Below are 23006 nucleotides of genomic sequence, written 5' to 3'. Positions count from 1 at the left end.
ACGAACCCGGCGGCGCGCAAGGCGTCAGAACACCACGACCGAGCGGATGCTCTTGCCCTCGTGCATCAGGTCGAAGGCCTTATTGATGTCGTCCAGGGCGAAGGTGTGGGTGATCATCGGGTCGATCTCAATCTTGCCGTCCATGTACCAGTCGACGATCTTGGGCGTGTCGGTGCGGCCGCGCGCGCCGCCGAAGGCCGATCCGCGCCAGACCCGGCCGGTCACCAGCTGGAACGGGCGGGTGGCGATCTCCTTGCCGGATTCGGCGACGCCGATGACGACGCTCTCACCCCAGCCGCGGTGGCAGGCCTCAAGCGCCTGGCGCATGACGACGGTGTTGCCGGTGCAGTCGAAGGTGTAGTCCGCGCCGCCGTCGGTCAGCTGGACCAGATGGGCGACGACGTCCGGCACATCCTTGGGATTGACGAAATGGGTCATGCCGAAGCGACGGCCCCATTCTTCCTTGTCGCCGTTGATGTCCACGCCGACGATCATGTCGGCGCCGACCATCTTCAGCCCCTGGATGACGTTCAGGCCGATGCCGCCCAGCCCGAAGACGACGCAGTTGGCGCCGGGCTCGACCTTGGCCGTGTTGACCACGGCCCCGACGCCGGTGGTCACGCCGCAGCCGACGTAGCAGGCCTTATCGAAGGGCGCGTCCTTGCGGATCTTCGCCACCGCGATCTCGGGCAGGACGGTGTAGTTCGAGAAGGTGGAGCAGCCCATATAGTGGGCGATAGCCTGCCCCTTGTAGCTGAAGCGGCTGGTGCCGTCGGGCATGACGCCCTTGCCCTGGGTGCCGCGAATGGCCGTGCAAAGGTTGGTCTTGCGGCTGAGGCACGACTTACACTGTCGGCATTCCGGCGTGTACAGCGGGATGACGTGATCGCCGACCGCGACCGAGGTCACGCCCGGCCCCACCTCGACCACCACGCCCGCGCCCTCGTGGCCCAGGATCGAGGGGAAGACGCCCTCGGAGTCCAGCCCGTCCAGCGTATAGGCGTCGGTGTGGCAGATGCCGGTGGCCTTGATCTCGATCAGCACCTCGCCGGCGCGCGGACCCTCCAGATCGACCTCGACGATCTCCAACGGACGTTTGGCCTCGAAAGCGACGGCGGCGCGGGTTTTCATGGCGGGGGCTCCTTAACGATTCCCTTCTCTTCTAGGGCAGGCGCAGGATGGTATGAAGCCGTCATGTCACACACAAACCTCGTCGTCCTGACCGGAGCCGGCATATCGGCCGAGAGCGGCGTGCCGACGTTTCGGGCGTCGGACGGGCTGTGGTGCGGGCATCGGGTGGAGGATGTGGCGACGCCTGAGGGCTATGCGGCCGATCCGGCGCTGGTGCAGGACTTCTACAATCAGCGGCGGCGGCAGTTGGACGAGGTCCAGCCCAATGCGGCGCACAGGGCGCTGGCGGCATTGGCGGCGCGGTGGCGGGGCGACTTCCTACTGGTGACGCAGAACGTCGATGATCTGCACGACCGGGCGCATGAAGCGACGCCGCCGGCCGCCGGGTTCGAGCTGATCCATATGCACGGCGAACTGCTGAAAGGCCGCTGCACCCGGTCGGGCGTAGTCATGGACTGGGCCGGGGACATGGCGGCGGACGAGGCCTCGCCGCATCATCCCGACGGCGTCATGCGGCCGCACATCGTCTGGTTCGGGGAGATGCCGCTTCAGATGCACCGGATCGAGCGGGCGCTGGAAGCCTGCGACCTGTTCGTGTCCATCGGCACGTCGGGCGCGGTCTATCCGGCGGCGGGGTTCGTGCAGGCGGCGCGATATGCCGAGGCGCGGACGGTCGAGATCAACCTGGAGCCGACGTCGGGCGCGCGCCTGTTCGACGAAGGCGTTTACGGGCCGGCGACGCAGGCCGTGCCGGCCTTCTTCGACACGCTGTAGAGACGAAAACGGCGGCCGCTGCGAAGGCGGCCGCCGTTCCGGCGTTCGAAGTCGAGGCGGCTTAGGCCAGGACGACGATGGTCACGCGGCGGTTCTGCGAACGGCCCTCGGGCGTGTCGTTCGAGGCCACTGGCTGTTCCTGGCCATAGGAGATGGTGGCCATGCGGTTCAGGGCGACGCCCTGGCGGTTCAGGAAGCGACGCACGGCCTCGGCGCGTTGCTCGCCCAGCTGGTCGTTATGCTCGGGCGTGCCGGTCGAGTCGGTGTAGCCCTGGATTTCCAGATAGACGTTCTTGTTCTCGCCCTGCAGACGCTGGGCGAACTGGGCCAGGCGCTGCTCGGCCTCGGGCGACAGGGCCGCCGCGTCGGTGGGGAATTTCACGGAATCGTCCGACAGCACGACCTGATAGAGGAACTTGCCCTCGGCCAGTTTGTGCGCGTCGTTGGCGCGTTGCAGGGCCTGGCCTGCGGTGCCTTCGACCTGGGTCACGCGGTTGTCGACGACTTCGACCTGATCACGCACGAAACGATGGCTGGCGCAGCCGCTGGCCGCAAAGCCGAGGGCGATGAGGGCGCCGCCGACGACCGCCGTCCTGAGTTTCGATCTGCTCAAGTTCTGTCTCCTTCTTGCCGGGAGCGCCACACCCAGTTCATGCGCAAGATGAAAGTGGCGTATGAGACAAGGCGGAGTAATGACGCGCTTTGGGCGGCATCATGTCAGCTTGACCATAAGCAGATCGAATATTCGCGTTATTCTTGCATGAGGATGGAACCGTCGCATTAGTGAATACGTTGTGCCGCCGACGGCGGATGCCGGAGGGCGGACACGCTCATCTATCGCCCCTCTGCGCCGTCGCGCGGTTGCATTCACGACGACGCCACTTTCCTGACGCGACCGAATGTTTTCAACGACGCCTGGCGGTTTTTACAGGCGTTTTGTCCCCATGACCATGCGGCGGCGTGTTCAACGCCCATCACGGATAGGCGATTGAGCGCGGCGCGCACACGGCGGTGGGCGCTGGCGGCGACGCCGATCCTGGCCGCGCATCTGGGGCTGGCGCTGCTGATGCACGGCGGTGCGGAGCCGATGGTCGAGGCGCCGCAGACGCCGCCGATGATGGTCGAACTGGTCGAGCCGCCCCCGCCTCCCCCACCCGCGCGCGTGATCGCGCCCGATCCCACGCCCGACGCGCCGGCCGCCGCCGCCCAGGCGGCCGCGCCGGCCAAGCCCGCGCCCCAGCGGCGACCGCCGGCCGTGGCGGCGGCGCGACCGAGACTGGTGGTCAGCAAACGCCCGCCGGACGTCGAACCCCTGCCGGCCGCGCCCGCTCCGCCGGGCCCGCCCCTGCCCCTGCTGGGCGCGGCCCAGATCGCCGGCGCCATGACGGTCGGCGCTGGTCCGGGCGGCGGCGGCGGAACGGGCGTCGGCGGATCGGGCGGCTCGGGCGGGACCGGCGCCGGTGCAGGCTCAGGCGGCGGTTCATGCGACATGGTGCGCTGGGTTCAGGACGCGGTGCGCGACGACCAGGCCGTGCGACGCGCCGTCATCGCCGCGTCCCAGGACATGGACGCGAACGGACGCGCCATTCTGGTCTGGAACGGCGACTGGCTGCAAAGCCGCAACCAGGCGGGCAAGGGTCTGGCGGGTGTGCGCCAGGCCATCGCCCTGGAGGTCGCCTTCGCCCCGGCCGAGTGCAAGAGCCAGCGCATGACGGGCCTGGCGGTCCTGAAGCTGGAAGACCGCCCCGGCGGCGCGCAACTGGCGCTGGGCAAGGGCAGCTGGCGCTGGTCGGACCTGCTGGGCGCGAGCTGACGCGGCCGACGCCCATTCAGACGGTCGCATCAGAAAAACACCGTCTAATTCGTCTAATTCGTCTGATCTCTTGCCTCCTCGACCGTGCGTTGCGTCCGCTACGGATGAACAGAGCCAGGATCGCACGGCCTGACGGCGTGGTCAGGAGGATGACGCTGACGCGAGGCAAAGGATTGAAATGTCTGCGATCGTGTCTCGCAGATCGGCTGGCTAGCCTCTCGGGCCGAACAGGATGAGCCCGGCGCCGATCAGGCAGACCAAGCCGCCAAGAATGTCCCAGCGATCCGGCGGGGTCTTCTCGACCAGCGCCATCCAAATCAGGGAGGCGCAGATATAGACGCCGCCGTAGGCCGCGAAGGCGCGGCCCGCCGCGTCGCTGGGGACCAGGGCCAGGAGCCAGGCGAAGGCGATCAGGCAGGCGACGCCGGGCGCCAGCCACAGGGGCGAACGATCCAGCTTCAGCCAGGCCCAGAAGGCGAAACAGCCGCCGATCTCCGCCAGCGCGGCGAGGGGATATATGACGGCCAGCTTCATAAGGGCTTCCTACGTCGCATTACCACCATCGTCATCCTCGGGCTTGACCCGAGGATCTGATTGTCCGCCTGCAAATCGTCGGGGAGAGCCGACGCCCGTTGCGCCCGATCCTCGGGTCAAGCCCGAGGATGACGGAGGAGAAGGAGAGGTCCCCCCTACTCTTCCGTTTTGGCCTTCGCCGCCCGTTCTTCCGCCAGCTTGGCCAGGACCCGGCCGCGGCCGCGCGACAGGGCGTGGATGGCGCCGCGCATGGTGGCGACCTCTTGCTCCGAAAAGGCGGCGCGGCCCAGCATGACGCGCAGGTTCTGGCTCATCGAGCGCTTCTTCTCGGGCGGATAGAAGAAGCCGCCGTTTTCCAGTTCGTCCTCCAGATGCTCGTACATGCCGATCAGCAGGTCGTTAGACGCCGGCGGTTCGCTGTCGCGGAAGCGCGGCGGCGGGGCGTCCAGGATCAGGGTGCGCCATTCATAGGCGTTGATCGCAACGGCCTGGGCCAGGTTCAGGGAGTGGTGCTTCGGGTCGATCGGAATGGTGACGATGCCGGCGCACAGGGCGATATCGGTCGTCTCCAACCCGGCGCGCTCACCGCCGAACAGCAGGCCCGTCTTCAGGCCCGAGGCCGTGTCGTCATAGAGGACGCGGCTGGCCTCGCGCGGCGTGCGCACGGGCTGGCGCGTCTCGCGCGGGCGGGCGGTCGTGGCGAAGACGGTGTTCAGGTCGGCGATGGCGTCGGCGACACTGTCGAACACCCGCACCCCGTCCAAGACCCAGTCGGCGCCCGAGGCCGTGGCCCAGACCCGCTCCTGGGGCCAGCCGTCGCGCGGGCTGACCAGACGCAGGTCCGACAGGCCGAAGTTGGCCATCACCCGCGCCACGGCGCCGATGTTCTCGGCCATCTGCGACTTGTCGAGGACGACAGCGGGGGGAGGAAGATCAGACATTGGCGCTGCTATAAGTGAGGCGTGCTAGTGAGCAAGAGGTGAGCCGAGGCGTCGATACGCGCACGACCCGCTCACCCCTCGCTCACTAGCACTGTTCACCAAGCGGTTCAGTCCTCGCCCACCATGGCGATCCAGGGGTCGGTGGTTCCGGCCTCGACCTCGACGACCTTGACGGCGGGCCAGCCGATGGAGGCGCTGGCTGAGGCGGTCCAGGCGGAGACGATGAAGTCGCGCAGTTCACCGGCGCCCGCCGCCAGACGTTCGTTGACGAAGGCCGCGCCGCGCGGGTCTGCGTCACGGAAGCCGCCGGCCTTCTCCAGCCGATAGAAGGGGATCACCGTCCCCAGGGTCGTGGTCAGGTAGGAGACGGTGCGCGCCTTGACGTCGAAACCGTCCAGTTTGGCGGCCGGCATGGCGGCCTCGACGGCGTCCAGACGGGCGACGCGGTTGGTGAACTCGCCCTCGAACACGGCGTGGGTCTGGCGCGAGTTGGTGAAGCCTTCCGGGTTCGGGAAGTCGCCCCAGCCGTTGTAGTGGATGCTGGTGTGATGCGGTTGCGAGCCGTCGCCGACATAGTGGCCCATGACGCCGATGTCGCGCAAGATCAGGGCCTCGCGGCGGATGCGGTCGGCGCGATACCAGGCCTGGCGCTCCATATTGGTCTCACGCTTTTCGGCGGCGTTCAGCACGCGCCAGTAGGCGAAGTCGCGGCCCAGCTGCTGCCAGGCGTCCATCATGGCGTAGGGCAGATAGCCGGCGTCGTTGACGTCCAGACCGGCCTTGGTCAGGGCGGCGTCATATTCGGACTTCAGGCGCGGCAGATCGTTGAGGCTCATCCCGCGCTGGTCGTAGACGCGACCCTGGTCGTCCAGGTCGACGAAGTGGGCGGTGTCGCGCTCGCGGTCGTGCGGCTGGCCGGCGCCCTTCCAGCGGTCGGGCTCGCGCGCCAGTTCGCCCACGTCGGCGATGGCGGCGGGCGTGCGCAGGAAGGCCGGCAGTTCGTCCGGCAGGGCCCGCATCGCCGCCACGCCGATCAGGCGGTGGCCGGTGTTGCCCCAGGCGGTGACGGTGACCGCCGGCGCGGCGACCGCGACGAGGGCCAGGGCGGCGATGGCGAGACGTTTCATGGGCAAACCTCAACAAGGATCACGCCCGTCTAACGCATCCTTGATCGCGCCTCCAGCGCCCAAGGGGTGGCGTGAGGCGCATCGGCGCCTAGGTTATGAAGGCTCCCCCTTCGTCTGTTTCCAGGCTCCACGCCCCTGGGGAGCGATGACGTGATTGCGTCATCGCCGTCGTCGGACGGCCCTTCCAGTGGACGCCAGACCGAAAGGACATTCCCATGCGCACGCCCCGCATCGCCCTTCTTGCTTCCGTCGCCCTTCTTGCGACCGCCGCGACCGCTCACGCCCAAGAGGCATCGACGACGGCGCAGATGCCGACGGCCGCGCCGATGGCCGGCTCGACCACCTTCACCGATGACGAGCTGAAAAAGTTTGACGACGCCATGGCCAAGGTGAGAGCCGTCAGCGACACGCTGAACGGCGCTCAGCCGACGCCGGAACAGCAGGCGCAGATGGCCGCCGCAGTGCAGGATTCAGGGCTTGAAGTGACGCGCTTCAACACCCTGTCCAACGCCGTCGCCGCCGATCCGGCCCTGGCCGCGCGCATTCGGGTGGTGAACGCCACGCCGCCAGCGCCCGGCACCCCTGCCGCCGCCGTGACAGACGACGAACTGAACCGCTTCGTCACCGCCATGACGCAGATCCGCGTCGTCACAGCCGAGGTGCAGAACAATCAGGCGACGCCCGAGCAGAGCGCCAAATTGACGGCGGCGGTCGAGGCGTCCGGCCTGACGACCGAGCGCTTCAACGCCATCTCGCAACTGGTTTCCGCGACGCCCTATCTTCAGGCCAAGGCGCAACTGGCCGGCGCGCGTCTGGAGAAGGGCGTGAGCCAGTAGCGATCAGGTGTCTGCGGGCTCGCGCCGGGTGTCCGGCGCGGCTGGGCCCGCCTCGTCCTCGTTCAGCAGCCGGCCTTCGCGGCGGGGCTTGATGTAGGGGGCGGGCTGGGGCGTCGGCATATTGCCGCGCATCAGCTGGCGGCCGGCCTTGAGCCCGCCGGTCAGCTGCAGGTCCAGACGGGCCTCGTCGCGACGGCGCACGTCGCCGATGGTCTCGGCCGCCAGGGTCTCGTCCAAGCCCAGTTCGACCAGGGCGCGCTCGCCGAACTTGAGCGCCGACTCGAAGGTCTCGCGGATCTGGTAGTCCACGCCGGCCTGGATCAGGCGCATCGAATGCCCTCGGTCGAAGGCGCGGGCCATGATCCGGGTGGTCGGGAACTCCGACTTGACCAGTTCGACGATGCGGTCGGCGGCCTCGGGCTTGTCCACGCAGACCAGAACCATCTCGGCCTCCTCCGCGCCCGAAGCGCGCAGGGTGTGCAGCTGGGTGCCGTCGCCGTAATAGACCTTGAACCCGAACTGGGAGGCGGCCTGGATCATCTCCACGTCGTTCTCGATGATCGACACGTCCACGTCGCGGGCCAGCAGGGGTTGAGACACGACTTGGGCGAAACGGCCGAAGCCGATGATCAGCACCTGGCCGCGCAGGTCCTTGGCGAAGTCGACGCCCTCGGCGCTTTCGGCGTCCTGGACCGGCTTGGGCGACAGCCGCGCGATCAGCAGCGAGGTCAGGGGCGTCAGGGCCATCGACAGGATGACCACCGCCGACATCATCGCGCCGATGCGGGAGTCGAACAGGCCGGCGGCGACGGCGGCGCCGTACAGGACGAAGGCGAACTCGCCGCCCTGCGCGAACAGGCCCGCGCGCTCGACCGCCTCATGGTGCGAGGCCTTGAACAGGCGCGCGACGGCATAGATGCCCACGCCCTTGACCAGCATGAAAGCCACAACCCCGCCCAGCACCAGACGCCAGTCGGCGACGACCACCGACACGTCCAGCGACATGCCGACGCTGAGGAAGAACAGACCCAGCAGGATGGCGCGGAACGGCTCGACGTCCGCCTCAAGCTGGTGACGGAAGGTGGATTCCGACAGCAGGACCCCGGCCAGGAAGGCGCCCATGGCCATGGACAGACCGCCCAAAGACATGGCCCAGGCGGCGCCGACCACGACCAGCAGGGCCGCCGCCGTCATGACCTCGCGTCCGCCGTACTGGGCCAGGAGACGGAAGACCGGATTGACCAGATATTTGCCGGCCAGAAGCACCCCGCCGACCGCCGCGACCGCGAAGCCGACGGTCCGCCAAAGGGGCGGCGCCTGTTCGTTGGCCACGCCCAGCACCGAGGCGAGGACGGCGACGATGGCCAGCAGCGGCACGATGGCCAGGTCTTCCAGCAGCAGGATGGAGACCGCCCGCTGGCCCGGCCCGCCCGCGATTTCGCCGCGCTCTTCCAGCATCTGCATGATGACGGCGGTGGACGACAGGACAAAGCCCATGGCGCCGACGAAGGCGACGGGTGCGGAGAAGCCGGCCAGCATGGCGGTCAGGGTCAGGATCAGGCCGCAGAACAGCACCTGGGCCGCGCCGAGGCCGAAGATTTCCTTCCTCAGTCCCCAAAGCCGTTTGGGCCGCATCTCCAGCCCGATGATGAACAGGAAGATGACCACGCCGAACTCGGCGACGTGCAGGATGGTCTCGGGCTCGCGGAACAGCTTCAGGCCGAAGGGACCGATAGCGAGGCCCGCCGCCAGATAGCCCAACACCGATCCCAGGCCGATGCGCTTGAACACCGGCACGGCGAGCACGCCTGCGGCCAGCAGGGCGGCCGCTGCGCCCAAATCCAGTCCCGTCGTCGCCTCGGCCATCGCATCCCCCTGTCCGCGAACGACAATAGTGGGGAAGCGGAACCGATTTTGCGAGCCTGTTCAGCCGAAGACCGATCCGATCTTCGCGAGACCGTCTCCGGCAGGCTTCATGACTGCCCAGTCGTCGGCCAGTCCGTCGGCCAAGGTCTTTAACCGCTCCAGCATCGCCAGCATCGGATAGGGGCCGGTGCTGATGCGGCAGGCGCCCGCCTCGAACAGAGTCTTCGCAGGCGGTGCGTCGGGGCCCGCCATCAGGCTGATCGGGCCGCCGATTCCGTCAGCCAGTCTGCGGACGACAGCGGGATCCGTCGTTCCGGGCAGGAAGACCAGTTCGGCCCCTGCGTCCAGCCAGGCGCGCCCCCGTTCGATCGCCATTTCGATCCGCTGTTCCTCGTCGTCGCCCAGCCTGAGCAGGAAGACATCCGTCCGGGCGTTGATCAGCAGGTCAGGCGCGGCCTCGCGAAGGGCGGCGATGCGGGTTTGCTGGGCCGCGACCTCGATCACTTCGCCCGGCGCGGCATGATCGGCGTCCTCGAAATTGATCCCGACGGCGCCCGCCGCCCAGGCCTGGCGTCCCGTCTCGGCCGCATCGGCTGCGGCTGCGCCATAGCCTGCCTCGACATCGGCGTTCAGCGGCAGGTCGATGGATCGCGCGATGGTCGCGATCTCCCGCATCATCGCCTCGCGATCCAGCCCCTGGCCGTCCCGCGCGCCACAGGCCCAGGCGACGCCCGCGCTGGTCGTGGCCACGGCGGAGAAACCGGTGGTCTGGAATATTCGCGCGCTGGCGGCGTCCCAGCAGTTCGGCAGGATCAGACAGCCCTTGTGATGTTGCTCCCTGAACGCCTCGGCGCGTCGAATCTGATCGGTCATGCCTGTCTCCCTGTGTGGCGACGCCGTTTGGCATGAAAGCCACGCTCGCTGCTGGCGATATTCGGACGCGACCCGAATCCGAGCCAGCGCCACAGTTTCGCCCCATGACAACCTGCGACTGGCGTCCAGAAACAACCGGAGGAAGCCATGTCACGCATCATCAGGATCGCGGCTCTGTCCGTTCTGAGCCTGTCGTTCGCCGCGCCGCCGGTCGCCGTGCCGAGCGTCGCCCTGGCCAAGCCGCTGGATGGCGAACCGACGCCGGCGGCGTGCCGACCGCTGGGGTTTGAGCTGGAAACGGAAACCGAGATGCAGGATCTCGTCGTGACGGGATCTCGCGTCCAAGGTCGCACGGCGACGACGCACGCGCCGCCGCCTCCTCCTCCTCCTCCGGCCCCTCCCCCGCCGCCACCGCCTGCTTCATACGTCCCTCCGCCGCCCGCTGCGATGACAGGCAGCGTGGGCGTAACCGGGGTTCGGGTTTCGCCGATCACCCCGGCGCCCGCGCCCGCCGACACCGAACGCTACCCTGATGCGACGCCCAATCCGGTGAAGCGGACCAGCGATCAGCCGGTCTCAACCTTCTCCATCGACGTGGACACGGCGTCCTATTCGAACGTGAAGCGCTTCATCGACGAGGGTCGTGCGCCGCCCAAAGATGCGGTGCGGGTGGAGGAGCTGATCAACGCCTTCGACTATGATTATGCCCGGCCGACCAGCCAGACCCGGCCCTTCGCCATCACCACGGCGGTCGCGGCCTCGCCCTGGGCTGAGGGCCGGCAGATCGTTCACATCGGCCTGCAAGGGTATGAACTACCGGCGGGGGAGCAACGGCCGCTGAACCTGACCTTCCTTGTGGACGTCTCCGGCTCAATGGGGTCGGCTGACAAGCTGGACCTGGCCAAGAAGGCGATGAACCTGGCCATCGATCGGCTGAGGCCGCAGGACACCTTGGCCGTCACCTATTATGCCGAAGGCGCGGGCACGACCCTGCAGCCGACCAAGGGCGACGAAAAGCTGAAGATGCGCTGCGCCGTCGCCAGCCTGAAGGCCTCTGGCGGCACGGCCGGGGCGACCGGCATGACCAACGCCTATGACCAGGCCCAGGCGAACTTCGCCCGCGACAAGGTCAACCGCGTCCTGATGTTCACTGACGGCGACTTCAATGTCGGAGTGACCGACGACAAGCGGCTGGAGGACTATGTCGCCGACAAGCGCGGGACGGGCATCTATCTGTCGGTCTATGGCTTCGGGCGCGGCAACTATCAGGACGCGCGGATGCAGACCATCGCCCAGGCGGGCAATGGGGTCGCGGCCTATGTCGGGGACCTGAGGGATGCGCGCCGCCTGTTCGGTCCGGCGTTCGACAAGGGGGCCTTCCCCATCGCCGACGACGTCAAGATCCAGGTCGAGTTCAATCCCGCCCGCGTCGCCGAATGGCGGCTGATCGGATACGAAACCCGACTGCTGAACGAGGAAGACTTCAACAACGACCAGGTCGATGCGGGCGAGGTCGGATCCGGCGCCAGCATCACGGCCCTGTACGAGATCACCCCCGTCGGCGGCCCGACCCAGGTTCCCGAAAGGCGCTATCCCGACAACCGTATCAGGGTCGGCGGCGGCGATCCGAACGGCGAGATCGGCTTCATCCAGGTGCGCTACAAACAGCCGGGCCAGAGCCGCTCGGACCTGATCCAGCAGCCGCTGACCAACCGTGCGGGCGGGCCTGTCAGCGGCCAGCCGCCCGAGGCCACGCGCTGGGCCATCGCGGTCGCCGGGTTCGGTCAGAAGCTGCGCGGCGATCCGTGGATGACGGCCGACTATGGCTGGGACCGCATCATCGATCAGGCGCAGGGGGCAAGGGGCGAAGACCCGTATGGCGACCGGGCCGAGTTCGTTCAGCTGGTGCGGGCGGCCCAGGGCCTACCCCCGATGCGGACGCCCTGACCGGAACCGCCACGCTCGCGGCGGGTTTTCAGCGCAACGCTTCAAACAAAGGAAACCCGCCATGAAGATCCGCGACGTGATGACCAAGGACGTGCATCTGGCCCGCCCCGCCGACACCATCCAGGATGTGGCCAGCCGCATGGCCAAGGGCGACTTCGGCTTCGTGCCCGTGGCGGACGGCGATCAGCTGATCGGCACGATCACCGACCGCGACATCGTCGTGCGCGCCCTGGCGACCGGCGCGGCCCCGTCGGCGGCGGTGGTCGAGTTCATCACGCGTGATCCGCAAACAGTGCTGGACACCGATGACCTTAAGATCGTGCTGGACCTGATGGGCTCCAAGCAGATCCGTCGCGCCCCGGTCGTGGACAAGCATGGCCGCGTGGTCGGCGTCGTGTCGCTGGGCGACCTGTCGACGCGCGTGAAAGAGAAATACGCCGGCGAGACGCTGGAAAGCATCTCGCGTTAAGACCTGCGTAACCGCGCCCCGACACCCGCCGTCAATGATCTTGATTCATTCTGGCTGCGGGTTTCGGAGAGTGGCATGGCGCGCGCGCAGTTCCAGAAGGGTCAGAAGGTCTGGGTCGAGTGCGTCGGCGCCTGGGCCTTCATCGAACAGGTCCAGCCGGTCTGGGCGAAGGGCTTCGAGGAGCCCGTGCGCGTCACCTATGACGTCGGTCTGGGGCGCGAGTTCACCGCCAACGAACTGATGCTGGCGGCTGACGATCCGGCCTCGGATCAGGAGCCTGGCGAATGGCGCCTGCTGCGCGCGCGCAACAAATGGCAGCTGCCCGAAGATTGTCTGCATCACCCGCATCCCGGCACCTATCCGGTGGTCGTCACCGATAAGGCGGACTGGGGCGGGTGGCGTGTACCGGGGGCGGAATACGATCGCGACCCGCAGCATATCGAGTTTCAGGCCCGCCTGATCGCCGCTGCGCCGCAGTTCATGCGCATCGCCCAGGAGCTGGTCGATCTGGTCGCGGAGACGCCGGACGATGCGCCGCCCGCCGTTCTGACCCTGGCCCGACAGGCGCGCGACACGCTGCAGGATGTGACGCGTGTGCTGGAACCCGCGCCGGACCGCCTGACGGCGCCCGCCGCCGCCTAAAAACCCGTTAAAAGCGCGCGCCGAGCCTCGACACGAATCCGCGACGCAGCCTAGATTCCCGCGACGAGGTGTTTGTCGGAGGGTCGGGACTTGCGGGACGAGGAGCGGCGCGAAAATCGGTCGGGGCGGCGCGCCTCCGACCGCGCCGCTGGCGCGCCCGCCTGGTTGCGGATCGCCGTTCTGGTCCTGGCGCTGATCGCCGCCGGCTATGCCCTGATGGCGTCGCGCGAAGTCAGCCGACCGACCCGCGAGATCAGCCGCCTGGAAGCCGAAAACCTTAAACTCAACGCCGAGCTGGCCGCCAGCCAGATTGGCGTCCTGATCAAGTCGGCCGAGGCGGGCTTGGCCGCCGGCCGCACCGCCATCGCAGCCAAACGTCCGCCCATCGAAGTCGTGGAGGCCGCCCAAGCCGCCGCGCCCAAGGTCGCCTTCACCCTGGTCGGTCCCGGCGAGACGGTGCAGGCGTTCAAGGGCGAAGGATCGATCGTCGCCGGCCAAGCCAATGTCGACGGCCTGAGGCTGGAGTCGCGGATCGCCCCCGTCATGCCGAAAGACGGCGAAGCGCGGATCGTGTCGGCGGGCGGCGTGGTGCTGGCCTCGGCGCGCGCCGCCGAGATCGGCCAGCCCATCCTCACCCTGATCGGCATTGACGCGTCAGCCCTGGCCGATGGGGCTGAACCCCGCGCCGTGACGCTGGGCGGCGAGCCCCGGATGGCGACCGCCGCCGCGACGGGTCCGGGCGGTCCATTCGTCGTTGCGGTCTCTCAGGCGACGACAGGCTCCTTCTTCGACGATGCCTGGGTGATCGTCGTGCCGCTGCTCCTGGGTCTTGGCGTCGTGGTCCTGTTTATCCTCTACGGCCTGCGCCAGACGCGCCATCACCGCGAGCGGGTCGCTACCGAGAAACGGTTCCGCATCGCCGTCGAGGCAGCGCAGTGCGGCGTCTGGGAATGGGATCTTGCCAAGGGCGAGGTGTCGCTGTCGGACTACATGGCTGCCTTGCTGGGCTTTGCGCGCGGCGGCGTGACCGACGCCGAGGATGTGATCGGCCGGGTCCATCCGCGCTTTCAGGAAGAGGTCCGCCACGCCCTGCGGCAGGCGGCGGCCTACGGCGCCTTTGCGGTCACCTTTCCGGTAGCGGGGCCGGACGGGCGGGCGCGGTGGATCGACGCGCGGGGTCAGGCGCGTGGCGAGCGCGGCGATACGGGCTTTTCCGCCATCCTGGGCGTCGCGCTGGACATCACCGATGCCCGGCGCGCCAAGGCCGCCGCCCAGGCCGCCGAGAGCCGGCTGCGCGACGGGGTGGAGAGCATCTCCGAGGCCTTCGTCCTGTTCGACCGCCAGGGGCGGCTGATCCTGTGGAATCAGGCGTTCGAGGACGCCTTCAACTTCGAGCACGGGGTGGTGCGGCGCGGCGCGCTGAAGGACGAACTGAATCGGATCGCCGGCTTGGCCATCAAGGCGGAGCACCGTCCGGCCAGCGGTCGTGCGGGCCTGCGCGAGGTCGAGCTGAACGACGGGCGCTGGCTGCAACTGTCCGAGCGGTTCACCTCCGAAGGCGGCTCGGTCGTCACCGCCGCCGACATCACCGCCATCAAACGCCAGGAGGCCGAGCGCCGCCGCGCCGCCGACGATCTGCGCGCCACCGTCGATCAGCTGGAATCCAGCCAGGAGAAGCTGTCGCTGCTGGCGCGCAAATACGAGGTCGCCATGACCCGGGCCGAGGCCGCCAACCAGGCCAAGTCCGAGTTCCTGGCCAATATGAGCCATGAACTGCGCACGCCGTTGAACGCCATCAACGGCTTCTCGGAGATCATGGCCAGCGAGCTGTTCGGGCCGCTGAACGAGAAATACAGGGGATACGCCGGCGACATCCTGAAGTCGGGCCAGCACCTGCTCAGCCTGATCAACGACGTCTTGGACATGGCCAAGATCGAGGCGGGCAAGATGAGCCTGCACTATGAGCCGGTGTCCTTGCGCGAGGTGTGCGAGGACGCGGTGCGGCTGATGCGCGGCAAGGTGCAGGATGCAGGCCTGAAGATCGCGGTCGAGGCCGGCGACCTGCCCGACATCGAGGCCGATCAGCGCGGCGTCAAACAGGTGATGCTGAACCTGATCTCCAACGCCGTGAAGTTCACGCCCGAGGGCGGCTCCATCGTCGTGTCGCTGAAACCCTTCGTCGGCGCCGAGGGCGAGGACCGCGTCCGCGTCGCCTGCGCCGACACCGGCATCGGCATCGCGCCCGAAGATCTGGTGCGCCTCGCCCGCCCGTTCGAACAGGTCGAGGGCCAGCATTCCAAGACCACCCAGGGCACCGGCCTGGGCCTGGCCTTGACCAAGTCCCTGATCGAAATGCACGGCGGCGAGCTGAAGATGGAAAGCCAGCCGGGGGTCGGGACCGTCGTCAGCTTCGACATGCCGGTGAAGCGGCCGGATCAGACGGTTCAGCCGATCCGGGCGGCCTTTGCGGCCTGATTGACCTCGGAGGCGGAGGCGTTACTCCGCGGCGATCTCGCCGTGATGGTCGATGACGCCCAGGATCACGCCATCCTGGCCCACGAACAGCAGCCCCTCGCGCGAGAGGACCGCGAGAATCTTGGCGATGCTGGCCTTGCGCGGCGTCGTCGTGTCCTCGCCGCCCTCGAGGCGGCGAAGGGTTGATCGTGCGATGCCGGATTCGGCGGCCATCTGGTCGGCCGACCACTGCAGCATGGCGCGCGCCGCGCGAAGGGCGGCAGGAGAGATATCCGAGAAGCGATCCGCGCGCGACGGCCGATCGGCGTTCGCGACGCCGCGCGACGGGCGCGAGCCACCCGGAATCGCCAATATGACGCCGACCCATTTGGCGGTTCGCCCGTCTCGCCCCATCACCGGTTCGGCGCGCGCATTGAACCAACGATAAGAGCCGTCCGCGCACACGAGCCGGTAGTCCGTATTGTAGGACATCTCGTGAGACACGGCGGTCTTCCAGGCCGCGCTGACCCGGCTGACATCTTCTGGATGGATCATCCGCAACCAGCCGTCACCCAAGGCCTCTGATGGGGGCTGACCTGTCAGCGCCACCCATTCAGGCACGTCCAGCACATAGCCGTCCGCCTCAACGACGAACGTCACCACCGCTGTAGCTCTCAAGAAGCTGAGGAGCGTTTCAGGGCTTAAGGTGCTCCAGGACATGCCGGGACGATACACCAAATTGTGCCAGCGGACACAACTGTAACCCATTACATGACGAATTGCATCAATAGCAAAGATTAAAGCATTTGTAATGCGCCAAACTGGATCGTATTAAGCCATTTCGATCCATATGGGTCGTTTGGAGGCGCTGGACATGTTGAAGGGGACACAAGGTGCCGGCGTCCTGCTCGACCAGTGCGCCCTGGAGGCGATCCAGTTTCTGGGCGAGGTCCAATCCCACGGATGCCTGATCGAGGTCTCGACCGACTGGATCGTTCGTCGCGCCTCTTCCAATCTGCCAGTGTTCATCGGATTTTCACCGGAAGAGGTGCTGGGCCGCTCGCTTGTCGACATCATCGGGCCGAGCGTCGTTCACGATTTGAGAGGCCGTTTGCAGATCGTCGGGCACGACGATCAGGGCGAGATGCTGAGCGACGTCGTCCTTAAGGGGCGCGATGAGCGCCTCGACGTCGGCATCCATCGCCTGGGCGATTCCATCATCCTCGAGTTCGAGCCGGCGAGCGGGTCTGGCGACGACCGCGCCGTGCAGCAGATGCTGGTGCAGTTGCGCAAGATGCGGACCCTGGACGCCGTCGCCAAGCTGGCGGTGCGACAGGTGCGCGCCCTGACCGGCTTCGACCGGGTGATGGTCTACGCCTTTCGCCCGGACGACAGCGGCGAGGTGGTGGCGGAATCGCGTCATTCGAACCTGCCGGCCTTCCTGGGTCTGCGCTATCCCGCCAGCGACATTCCGGTTCAGGCGCGCGCCCTTTATCTGCGCAATCCGATCCGGCTGATCGCCGATGTCTCAGCCCCCACCTGTCCCGTCGTGCCCAGGACGACGCCCGAGGGCGCGCTGCTCGATCTGTCGATGGCGGGGCTCCGCGCCGTGTCGCCCACCCATATTCAGTATCTGAAGAACATGGGCGTGGGCGCGTCCATGTCGATCTCCATCGTGGTCGACGGCGCCCTGTGGGGGTTGATCGCCTGCCATCACAGCAAGCCGAAACGCCTCTCGGCGTCGCTGAGGCAGCAGCTGGATTTCTATGGCGCGATGCTGTCGTCCATCGTCGAGTCGATTCAGCGCGCGGAGGCCGTCGAACATCAGGCGGAAGCGCGCGAGCTGCATAATGCGATGTTGGCCAGCTTCTCCGGCGACGGCGGTTCGGTCGATGAGCTGTTCCCCCACCTGCAAAAGGTGCAAGGCCGGCTGAAGGCTGACGGACTGGCGACATTTATCGACGGTCGCCTGCGGCTGTCCGGCGAGACGCCGAACGCCGAAGAGGCCCTGGAGCTGATGCGCTTCCTCAATCGCACCGCATCCAGCCAGCCCTTCCAGACGCACGAACTGCGTCAGGCCTATCCAGAGGCCGCGGATTGGTCGGGGGACGTCGCCGGGCTGTTGGCCATCCCCGTCTCGCGTCGGCCGCGCGACTACGTCGTCTTCTTCCGCAAGGAGCTGGTCAACACAGTCAACTGGGCCGGCAAGCCGGAAAAGGCGGTTGTCCCCGGCCAGAATGGCCTGTCCCCGCGAACCAGTTTCGCCCTGTGGCAGGACACCGTTCGGGGGCAGTCGGAGCATTGGAGCAACCAGGATCGGCGCATGGCCGAAATCCTGCGGGTCACCTTGCTGGAAGTGGTGCTGCAGATCACCGATCATGCGGAAAAACAGCGCAAGACGTCGAATGATCAGCAGGACCTGCTGATCGCCGAGCTGAACCACCGCGTCCGCAACATCCTGAACCTGATCGTCGGCTTGGTCAGGCAATCCTCGGAAGCGGCCGTCAGCGTCAAGGCGCTTGCCGACGAAATCTCCACGCGGGTTCACGCCCTGGCCCGGGCGCATGACCAGCTGACCAGCAACGGTTGGGGCGCCCGTTCCCTGACACACATGATCCGGGTCGAGGCCGGGGCCTACCTCGGTGAAAAGGCCGAGCGTGTTCGCATCACCGGCGACGACGCAGGTGTACAGCCCGACGCCTTCGCGACCGTCGCCTTGGTCATGCATGAACTCATAACCAACTCCGCCAAATACGGCGCCTTCCGAGACTCGTCGGGGGCCGTGGACATCGCGCTGAAATGCAGTGACGCCGACGGCCTGGTGATCGACTGGCTGGAACAGGGCGGCGCGCCGGTGACGCCGCCGACACGACGCGGGTTCGGATCAACGATCATTGAGCGGGCCATCCCCCACGAGCTGGGCGGCACGGCATCCGTGGAGTTCCTGCCGTCCGGCCTGCGCGCCCGCTTCACCCTGCCGCCCGCCCATATCGCCGAGTGCAGCCCCGAGCCGCAGGCCGAGATGGCGCCGGCTCAAGCTCCGCAGACGCCCGGTCTTGATCGGATCGAGGGCCGGGTCCTGCTGGTGGAGGACAATCTTCTGATCGCGCTCGAGACGGAAGCCATGCTTCAGACCCTGGGCGCGGACGACGTTCGCGTGACCTCCAGCGTCGCCTCGGCGATCGACAGTCTGGAGGAATCGGTCCCGGCTTTTGCAGTGCTGGACTACAACCTCGGCCGCGAACAGAGCGTGCCGATCGCCGCCCGGCTGACGGAAATGGACGTGCCGTTCGTGTTCGCGACCGGCTATGGCGACGCCGCGATCATCGACCCGCGTTTCAGCGACCGGCCCGTCCTGACCAAACCCTATTCGCCGTCCAACCTGCTCGACGCCTATCGCAAGCTGGGCCGATAGACGGCGACACGATCCTCGAGGCTGTTAAGCCCTCCGCCTTAGACCAACTCCACGCCCATCGCGGTGGCTTCGCCGCCGCCGATGCACAGGGCGGCCATGCCGCGGGTCTTGCCGTGGGCTTTCAGGGCGGACAGCAGGGTGGTCAGGACGCGGGCGCCGGATGCCCCCAGCGGGTGGCCCAGGGCGCAGGCGCCGCCGTTGACGTTGATCTTGTCGTGGGGGATGCCGAGCTCCTGCATGGCGATCATCGGCACGATGGCGAAGGCCTCGTTGACCTCCCAAAGATCGACGTCGTCTGCGCTCCAGCCCGCCTTCTTCAGCGCCTTTTGCAGGGCGAAGACCGGAGCCGTGGTGAACAGGTGCGGCTCGTGGGCGTAGGCGGCCTGACTGACCACGCGGGCGATCGGCGTCAGGCCCAGGGCTTGGGCCGTCGACTGCCGCATCATGACCAGGGCGGCGGCGCCGTCCGAGATTGAGGCTGCGGAAGCCGCGGTGATGGTGCCCTCCTTGCCGAAGGCGGGTTTCAGATTGGGGATCTTGGACGGGTCGGACTTGGTTGGCTGTTCATCGCGGTCGACGGTGACGGGGCCTTTGCGGGTCTTGACCTCGACCGAGGCGATCTCGGCGTCGAAGGCGCCCGTTTCCTGGGCGCGCTTGGCCCGGCCGGCGCTTTCGATGGCGTAGGCGTCCTGCTGCTCGCGGGTGAACTGATAGTCCTTGGCCGTGTCCTCGGCGAACTGACCCATCAGCTTGCCGGGGGTGTAGGCGTCCTCCAGCCCGTCCAGATACATGCTGTCGGAAATGACGTCGTGGCCGATGCGCGCGCCGCTCCGGTGCTTTTGCATCAGATACGGGGCGTTGGTCATGGACTCCATGCCGCCCGCCACGATCACATCGGCGGAACCGGCGGCCAGCGCATCGTGCGCCATCATGGCCGCCTGCATGCCCGAGCCGCACATCTTGTTGATGGTCGTCGCCTCGGTCGAGGTGGGCAGGCCCGCGCCCATGCCCGCCTGACGCGCCGGCGCCTGGCCCAGGCCCGCAGGCAGGACGCAGCCCATGATGATCTGCTCGACCTTTTGCGGATCCAGGCCGGCGCGGTCCAGCGCCGCCTTGACGGCCACAGCGCCCAGGTCAGTGGACTTGGCGTCGGACAGCGCGCCCTGGAAACCGCCCATCGGGGTGCGGGCGTAGGAGACGATGACGACGGGATCGGCGGACGTGGTCGCGGACATGGGGACGGCTTCCTCTATTTCGGGCGAGAGATAGCGATCCCGGCCGGTCAGGAAAAGTGCAGCCGCCGATACTTGCCCCGGAAATAGAGCAGCGGATCGCGGCGCGGCTCGAACCGGGCGCGCCTGACCCGGCCGATGATGACCAGATGATCGCCGGCCTCGACGATCTGTTCGGTTCCGCATTCGAAGCTGGCCAGGGCGCCTGAGAGGATGGGCGCGCCGGTGTCCCAGGTCTCCCACGCCACGTCCTGGAACCGGTCGGCCTGGGATCGGGCGAAGACGCCCGAGGTCGGCTGCTGGCCGATATGCAGGACGTTGATGGCGAAATGCTCGGCCCGGCGGAAGCGATCGACATTGGTGGACGAGCGGGCCAGGCAAAACAGGATCAGCGGCGGATCCAGCGACACCGAGGAGAAGGAGTTGGCGGTCAGGCCGACGGGCTGCCCGGCCTCGTCCAGGGTCGTGACCACCGTTACCCCGGTGGCGAAACAGCCCAGGGCGTCGCGCAGGGTGCGGGGGTCCGAGCCGGCCTGATAATGCAGGGCGTCGCGCGGGGCGTGGCGTTCGAGGAAACCCAGGAGGGCGGCGTTCTCGGCCTCGACCGCGTCGGACGCCTCGGTGCGCGCGATCGTCTGGCGCGGAATGCCGGCCAACTGTGTCTCAAGCTCGGGCGAGACAGCCCCCTGCCCTTCGGCGACGACCACCAGACAGCTGGCCAGGGCCGGGCCGGTGACGGAAAGCGCGGGCGCGACGGCCGCCAGCGTCGTATCGGAACAGACGATGGCCGGGCGAGAGGGAAGCTCGGTCAGCAGTCGACGCAGGGCGGCGGAGCTGTCGTCCGCCGCGTCGAAGTCGGCAGTCAGCATGACGTGGCGGCCGGCCTCGACCAGCGCGCGCACCGACCGGCGCCAGTCGCCGGACAGACGCTCCGGCGCGCCGATCAGCAGGACGATGGGATCCTCGGGGTCGCCCCAGCTTTCGACGTCCAGGCCTAGAGCGAAATCGGTTGCGTTGGACGCAGTCCGACGCGGCTCAGATTTCGCTCCAGCATCCTCTGGAGCCTGATTCACGGCATCAGCGGGATCGCGAAGCGATCCCGCTGATGCCGATCAGGCTCTAGGTTCGGGGGCGGCGATGCGGTCATGAGGCGAGGCGGTCCGGTCTGTCGTGAAGCGTGAGAGCGATCCCTATTAGGGTAAGACCGGCGCCGGGCGCCAGAACTGTATCAGCCGCCGTAGCCTCGGCCGCCGCCGCCGAAACCGCCGCGAGAGACGACGGTGGTGCGGCTCTGCACCCGCGTCGGGGCCTGACGGGCGACGTCGCCATGCTCGCGCGCATTGGTCAGGGTCTTGCCGGTGCGATAGTCGCGGTAGGCGTAGCCGCCGCCATAGCCGTTCGACAGCCGCCCCTCGCGGTCGCGATACAGCGGTCCGCCGCCGCGATAGCCGCCGCCGTTCAACATCTGGCCGACGATGAAGCCGGTCAGCAGCGGGGTGAAGAAGGAGCCGCCGTTGTTGTTCGGCTGGCACTGCGACGGTCCCCACTGACCCTCGCATTCCTCGCGGGTGGCGTAGCGCGGGGCGGTCTTGGCGGCCTCTTGCTGAGCCTTTGCCAGGGCCGCGTCGCACTCGTTGTCGGGAATATCGTTGGCGGCTTTGCACTCGTCCAACGACTGATAGGCCAGGGTCGGCTCGGGCTCGGGCGCAGGCACGCGCTGGGGCGAGCCGCAGGCGGCTAGCGAGAAGCTGGCGGTCGCCATCAGGCTGCTGACGTGCAGGACGCTCGAGCGCTTCAGCCGGCGCATGGTGTCCGTCTTGGCCAGATTGTGGGGCAGGTCTTTGGGGTCGGTCATGGCGGTCACGACGTCATGCAGGCGGCGTTGAGCAGGCCGACGCAGATGGAGATGGAGGCCAGATAGACGGCCGCAGCGATCTCGCCCGCCTCGATGCGGACGACCAGGTTGCGGAAGGCCATTCGGCTGATGGCGACGAAGACGACGATCTGGATCACGCCGGCCAGCAGGGCCCAGGCCGCGAACTCCATCAGGCTGACGGTGTGCGACAGGGCCGAGGCCAGAGGCAGGACATAGCCGATCAGGGCGCCCCCGAGAGCAATGGCGGCGGCCGTGTTGCCTTCTCGGATCAGCGTATGTTCATGATACGGCGTGACCCACTGGTAGATCAGTTTGAAGGCCAGGGTGAAAGCGCCCGCCATGGCGAAGGCGATCAGGAAGGCGATCGCCCCCTGCTGAAAAATGAACCAGTCGAACATCGGTCTTGCCCCCTCGGATTGCGCGCTCAGGCGCGGAACTCGGCCATTTCCAGCGGAATGCCGATCATGATTTCGTGCGTGGTGTCGCCGCCCTCGGGCTGCTGCTCCAGGGCCAGCATCAGTTCGCGCCCGCCGCCCAGCTCGCGCGCATACAGCATGCAGGTCTGGAAGATTTTCGCATAGGGCGCCGTCGCGGCGCGGTCGTCCCAGATCGTCTCCCACAGGGTGACCGGCGGCTGGATCGCGTCGCTCTCGGCGAACCAGAAGCGGGGATAGTCGGGCAGTTCTTCGGCCGCGCCGTGAAAGACCGGCGCCGACAGGCGGTCGCGCCAGATGCGGCGTTCGCGCTCGCCCGGCGGATAGGCCGAGGTCCAGGGCACGAACAGGCTGAAGTCGTAGGATTCCAGCCCGGCCTCGTCGTCGCTCATGGCCTGAAGCATGACGTGGTCGTCGGTGTAGAAGCGATGGACGAACTGGCCGCTGTCCAGGCTGACCAACCCCTGCGCCGAGATGTCCAGCACGTCGCGATCCAGGGTGAAATGGGTCTCGCCGCCCAGCCGACGCCAGGCCAGCGGGTCCAACGAGACGGTGCGGCCGACAGTGATGTTGCGCACCGTCGCCAGTCGATTGGCGGGCGCGACCTTCTCCGACGATCCGAAAAGCTTCTTGAACATGGGA

General features: G+C 67.6%; 21 protein-coding genes. 8 read left to right on the top strand and 13 right to left on the bottom strand.

Annotated elements, in window-relative coordinates; all coding sequences use genetic code 11:
• Positions 1 to 24 precede the first annotated feature (24 nt).
• Positions 25 to 1131, bottom strand: a complete 1107-nt coding sequence (locus LG306_RS05865; RefSeq protein ID WP_045809795.1) for an S-(hydroxymethyl)glutathione dehydrogenase/class III alcohol dehydrogenase — start codon at positions 1129 to 1131, stop codon at positions 25 to 27.
• Between the two features lie 63 nt (positions 1132 to 1194).
• Between LG306_RS05865 and LG306_RS05860 the strand changes: the two genes are divergently transcribed.
• A complete protein-coding gene (locus LG306_RS05860; protein WP_404418940.1) occupies positions 1195 to 1905 on the top strand; it encodes an NAD-dependent deacylase in 711 nt (236 codons plus the stop codon).
• Positions 1906 to 1966: 61 nt separating this feature from the next.
• On the opposite strand, the gene LG306_RS05855 is transcribed toward LG306_RS05860, so the two are convergent.
• Positions 1967 to 2518: an OmpA family protein gene (locus tag LG306_RS05855; protein WP_017504678.1), complete on the bottom strand. Its 552-nt coding sequence runs from the start codon at positions 2516 to 2518 to the stop codon at positions 1967 to 1969.
• Between the two features lie 375 nt (positions 2519 to 2893).
• Here LG306_RS05855 and LG306_RS05850 point away from each other — a divergent pair, with 375 nt between their 5' ends.
• Entirely contained in the window at positions 2894 to 3718 is an 825-nt protein-coding gene (locus LG306_RS05850; protein WP_205682700.1) for a hypothetical protein, read from the top strand.
• 210 nt (positions 3719 to 3928) lie between these two features.
• Here LG306_RS05850 and LG306_RS05845 read toward each other — a convergent pair whose 3' ends face one another.
• From LG306_RS05845 to LG306_RS05835, 3 genes are all read right to left on the bottom strand, one after another.
• Positions 3929 to 4252, bottom strand: coding sequence for a YnfA family protein (locus LG306_RS05845; protein ID WP_205682698.1), 324 nt, complete (start codon positions 4250 to 4252; stop codon positions 3929 to 3931).
• 155 nt (positions 4253 to 4407) lie between these two features.
• Positions 4408 to 5193 carry an RNA methyltransferase gene (locus tag LG306_RS05840; RefSeq protein WP_404418937.1) on the bottom strand — a complete coding sequence of 262 codons (786 nt, stop codon included), beginning with the start codon at positions 5191 to 5193 and terminating at the stop codon, positions 4408 to 4410.
• A 107-nt stretch (positions 5194 to 5300) separates the two neighbouring features.
• A complete protein-coding gene (locus LG306_RS05835; RefSeq protein ID WP_404418935.1) occupies positions 5301 to 6320 on the bottom strand; it encodes a S1/P1 Nuclease in 1020 nt (339 codons plus the stop codon).
• A gap of 215 nt (positions 6321 to 6535) precedes the next feature.
• On the opposite strand from LG306_RS05835, the gene LG306_RS05830 reads away from it, so the two are divergent.
• Complete coding sequence (locus tag LG306_RS05830) at positions 6536 to 7156, top strand: DUF4168 domain-containing protein (protein ID WP_404418933.1); 621 nt, start codon at positions 6536 to 6538, stop codon at positions 7154 to 7156.
• Positions 7157 to 7159: 3 nt separating this feature from the next.
• Here the strand turns inward: LG306_RS05830 and LG306_RS05825 are convergent, their stop codons facing one another.
• Together LG306_RS05825 and LG306_RS05820 are read right to left on the bottom strand one after the other, a co-directional pair.
• Positions 7160 to 9022, bottom strand: a complete 1863-nt coding sequence (locus LG306_RS05825) for a monovalent cation:proton antiporter-2 (CPA2) family protein (protein WP_404418931.1) — start codon at positions 9020 to 9022, stop codon at positions 7160 to 7162.
• Positions 9023 to 9082: 60 nt separating this feature from the next.
• On the bottom strand, positions 9083 to 9895 hold the full coding sequence (locus LG306_RS05820; RefSeq protein WP_404418929.1) for an isocitrate lyase/phosphoenolpyruvate mutase family protein: 813 nt from the start codon (positions 9893 to 9895) through the stop codon (positions 9083 to 9085).
• Between the two features lie 147 nt (positions 9896 to 10042).
• On the opposite strand from LG306_RS05820, the gene LG306_RS05815 reads away from it, so the two are divergent.
• The 4 genes from LG306_RS05815 to LG306_RS05800 all read left to right on the top strand — a co-directional run bounded on the left by LG306_RS05815 (position 10043) and on the right by LG306_RS05800 (position 15428).
• Positions 10043 to 11842, top strand: coding sequence for a von Willebrand factor type A domain-containing protein (locus LG306_RS05815; protein WP_404418927.1), 1800 nt, complete (start codon positions 10043 to 10045; stop codon positions 11840 to 11842).
• 61 nt (positions 11843 to 11903) lie between these two features.
• The gene (locus tag LG306_RS05810) at positions 11904 to 12311 is read left to right on the top strand and encodes a CBS domain-containing protein (protein ID WP_205682687.1); all 408 of its coding nucleotides are present in this window, start codon (positions 11904 to 11906) and stop codon (positions 12309 to 12311) included.
• Between the two features lie 75 nt (positions 12312 to 12386).
• A complete protein-coding gene (locus tag LG306_RS05805) occupies positions 12387 to 12953 on the top strand; it encodes a hypothetical protein (RefSeq protein ID WP_404418925.1) in 567 nt (188 codons plus the stop codon).
• A gap of 90 nt (positions 12954 to 13043) precedes the next feature.
• A complete protein-coding gene (locus LG306_RS05800) occupies positions 13044 to 15428 on the top strand; it encodes an ATP-binding protein (protein WP_404418923.1) in 2385 nt (794 codons plus the stop codon).
• Positions 15429 to 15449: 21 nt separating this feature from the next.
• Here LG306_RS05800 and LG306_RS05795 read toward each other — a convergent pair whose 3' ends face one another.
• Positions 15450 to 16070, bottom strand: a complete 621-nt coding sequence (locus LG306_RS05795; RefSeq protein ID WP_404418921.1) for a PAS domain-containing protein — start codon at positions 16068 to 16070, stop codon at positions 15450 to 15452.
• A gap of 211 nt (positions 16071 to 16281) precedes the next feature.
• On the opposite strand from LG306_RS05795, the gene LG306_RS05790 reads away from it, so the two are divergent.
• Positions 16282 to 18822, top strand: coding sequence for an HWE histidine kinase domain-containing protein (locus LG306_RS05790; protein WP_404418919.1), 2541 nt, complete (start codon positions 16282 to 16284; stop codon positions 18820 to 18822).
• 38 nt (positions 18823 to 18860) lie between these two features.
• Here the strand turns inward: LG306_RS05790 and LG306_RS05785 are convergent, their stop codons facing one another.
• From LG306_RS05785 to LG306_RS05765, 5 genes are all read right to left on the bottom strand, one after another.
• Positions 18861 to 20057 carry an acetyl-CoA C-acyltransferase gene (locus LG306_RS05785; RefSeq protein ID WP_404418917.1) on the bottom strand — a complete coding sequence of 399 codons (1197 nt, stop codon included), beginning with the start codon at positions 20055 to 20057 and terminating at the stop codon, positions 18861 to 18863.
• Between the two features lie 47 nt (positions 20058 to 20104).
• Positions 20105 to 21127 carry a flavin reductase family protein gene (locus tag LG306_RS05780; RefSeq protein ID WP_404418915.1) on the bottom strand — a complete coding sequence of 341 codons (1023 nt, stop codon included), beginning with the start codon at positions 21125 to 21127 and terminating at the stop codon, positions 20105 to 20107.
• Between the two features lie 155 nt (positions 21128 to 21282).
• Positions 21283 to 21909 (bottom strand): DUF1190 domain-containing protein, encoded by a 627-nt coding sequence (locus LG306_RS05775; RefSeq protein ID WP_404418913.1) that lies wholly within the window; start codon positions 21907 to 21909, stop codon positions 21283 to 21285.
• A 5-nt stretch (positions 21910 to 21914) separates the two neighbouring features.
• On the bottom strand, positions 21915 to 22328 hold the full coding sequence (locus LG306_RS05770) for a DUF350 domain-containing protein (protein WP_017506364.1): 414 nt from the start codon (positions 22326 to 22328) through the stop codon (positions 21915 to 21917).
• 26 nt (positions 22329 to 22354) lie between these two features.
• Positions 22355 to 23002: a DUF2491 family protein gene (locus LG306_RS05765; RefSeq protein ID WP_404418911.1), complete on the bottom strand. Its 648-nt coding sequence runs from the start codon at positions 23000 to 23002 to the stop codon at positions 22355 to 22357.
• Between the last annotated feature and the right edge of the window lie 4 nt (positions 23003 to 23006).

The sequence above is a fragment of the Brevundimonas vesicularis genome, from assembly GCF_044807075.1.
GTDB lineage: Bacteria > Pseudomonadota > Alphaproteobacteria > Caulobacterales > Caulobacteraceae > Brevundimonas > Brevundimonas vesicularis_G.
Note: the sequence above shows the minus strand (reverse complement) of the source record. Positions and strands in the feature narration are given on the sequence as shown.

Coding starts and splice junctions, on each gene's coding strand:
- LG306_RS05840 (WP_404418937.1), bottom strand. CDS start 5,193: ATGTCTGATCTTCCTCCCCCCGCTGTCGTCCTCGACAAGTCGCAGATG.
- LG306_RS05865 (WP_045809795.1), bottom strand. CDS start 1,131: ATGAAAACCCGCGCCGCCGTCGCTTTCGAGGCCAAACGTCCGTTGGAG.
- LG306_RS05790 (WP_404418919.1), top strand. CDS start 16,282: ATGTTGAAGGGGACACAAGGTGCCGGCGTCCTGCTCGACCAGTGCGCC.
- LG306_RS05770 (WP_017506364.1), bottom strand. CDS start 22,328: ATGTTCGACTGGTTCATTTTTCAGCAGGGGGCGATCGCCTTCCTGATC.
- LG306_RS05835 (WP_404418935.1), bottom strand. CDS start 6,320: ATGAAACGTCTCGCCATCGCCGCCCTGGCCCTCGTCGCGGTCGCCGCG.
- LG306_RS05810 (WP_205682687.1), top strand. CDS start 11,904: ATGAAGATCCGCGACGTGATGACCAAGGACGTGCATCTGGCCCGCCCC.
- LG306_RS05765 (WP_404418911.1), bottom strand. CDS start 23,002: ATGTTCAAGAAGCTTTTCGGATCGTCGGAGAAGGTCGCGCCCGCCAAT.
- LG306_RS05860 (WP_404418940.1), top strand. CDS start 1,195: ATGTCACACACAAACCTCGTCGTCCTGACCGGAGCCGGCATATCGGCC.
- LG306_RS05830 (WP_404418933.1), top strand. CDS start 6,536: ATGCGCACGCCCCGCATCGCCCTTCTTGCTTCCGTCGCCCTTCTTGCG.
- LG306_RS05785 (WP_404418917.1), bottom strand. CDS start 20,057: ATGTCCGCGACCACGTCCGCCGATCCCGTCGTCATCGTCTCCTACGCC.
- LG306_RS05845 (WP_205682698.1), bottom strand. CDS start 4,252: ATGAAGCTGGCCGTCATATATCCCCTCGCCGCGCTGGCGGAGATCGGC.
- LG306_RS05775 (WP_404418913.1), bottom strand. CDS start 21,909: ATGACCGACCCCAAAGACCTGCCCCACAATCTGGCCAAGACGGACACC.
- LG306_RS05820 (WP_404418929.1), bottom strand. CDS start 9,895: ATGACCGATCAGATTCGACGCGCCGAGGCGTTCAGGGAGCAACATCAC.
- LG306_RS05825 (WP_404418931.1), bottom strand. CDS start 9,022: ATGGCCGAGGCGACGACGGGACTGGATTTGGGCGCAGCGGCCGCCCTG.
- LG306_RS05805 (WP_404418925.1), top strand. CDS start 12,387: ATGGCGCGCGCGCAGTTCCAGAAGGGTCAGAAGGTCTGGGTCGAGTGC.
- LG306_RS05815 (WP_404418927.1), top strand. CDS start 10,043: ATGTCACGCATCATCAGGATCGCGGCTCTGTCCGTTCTGAGCCTGTCG.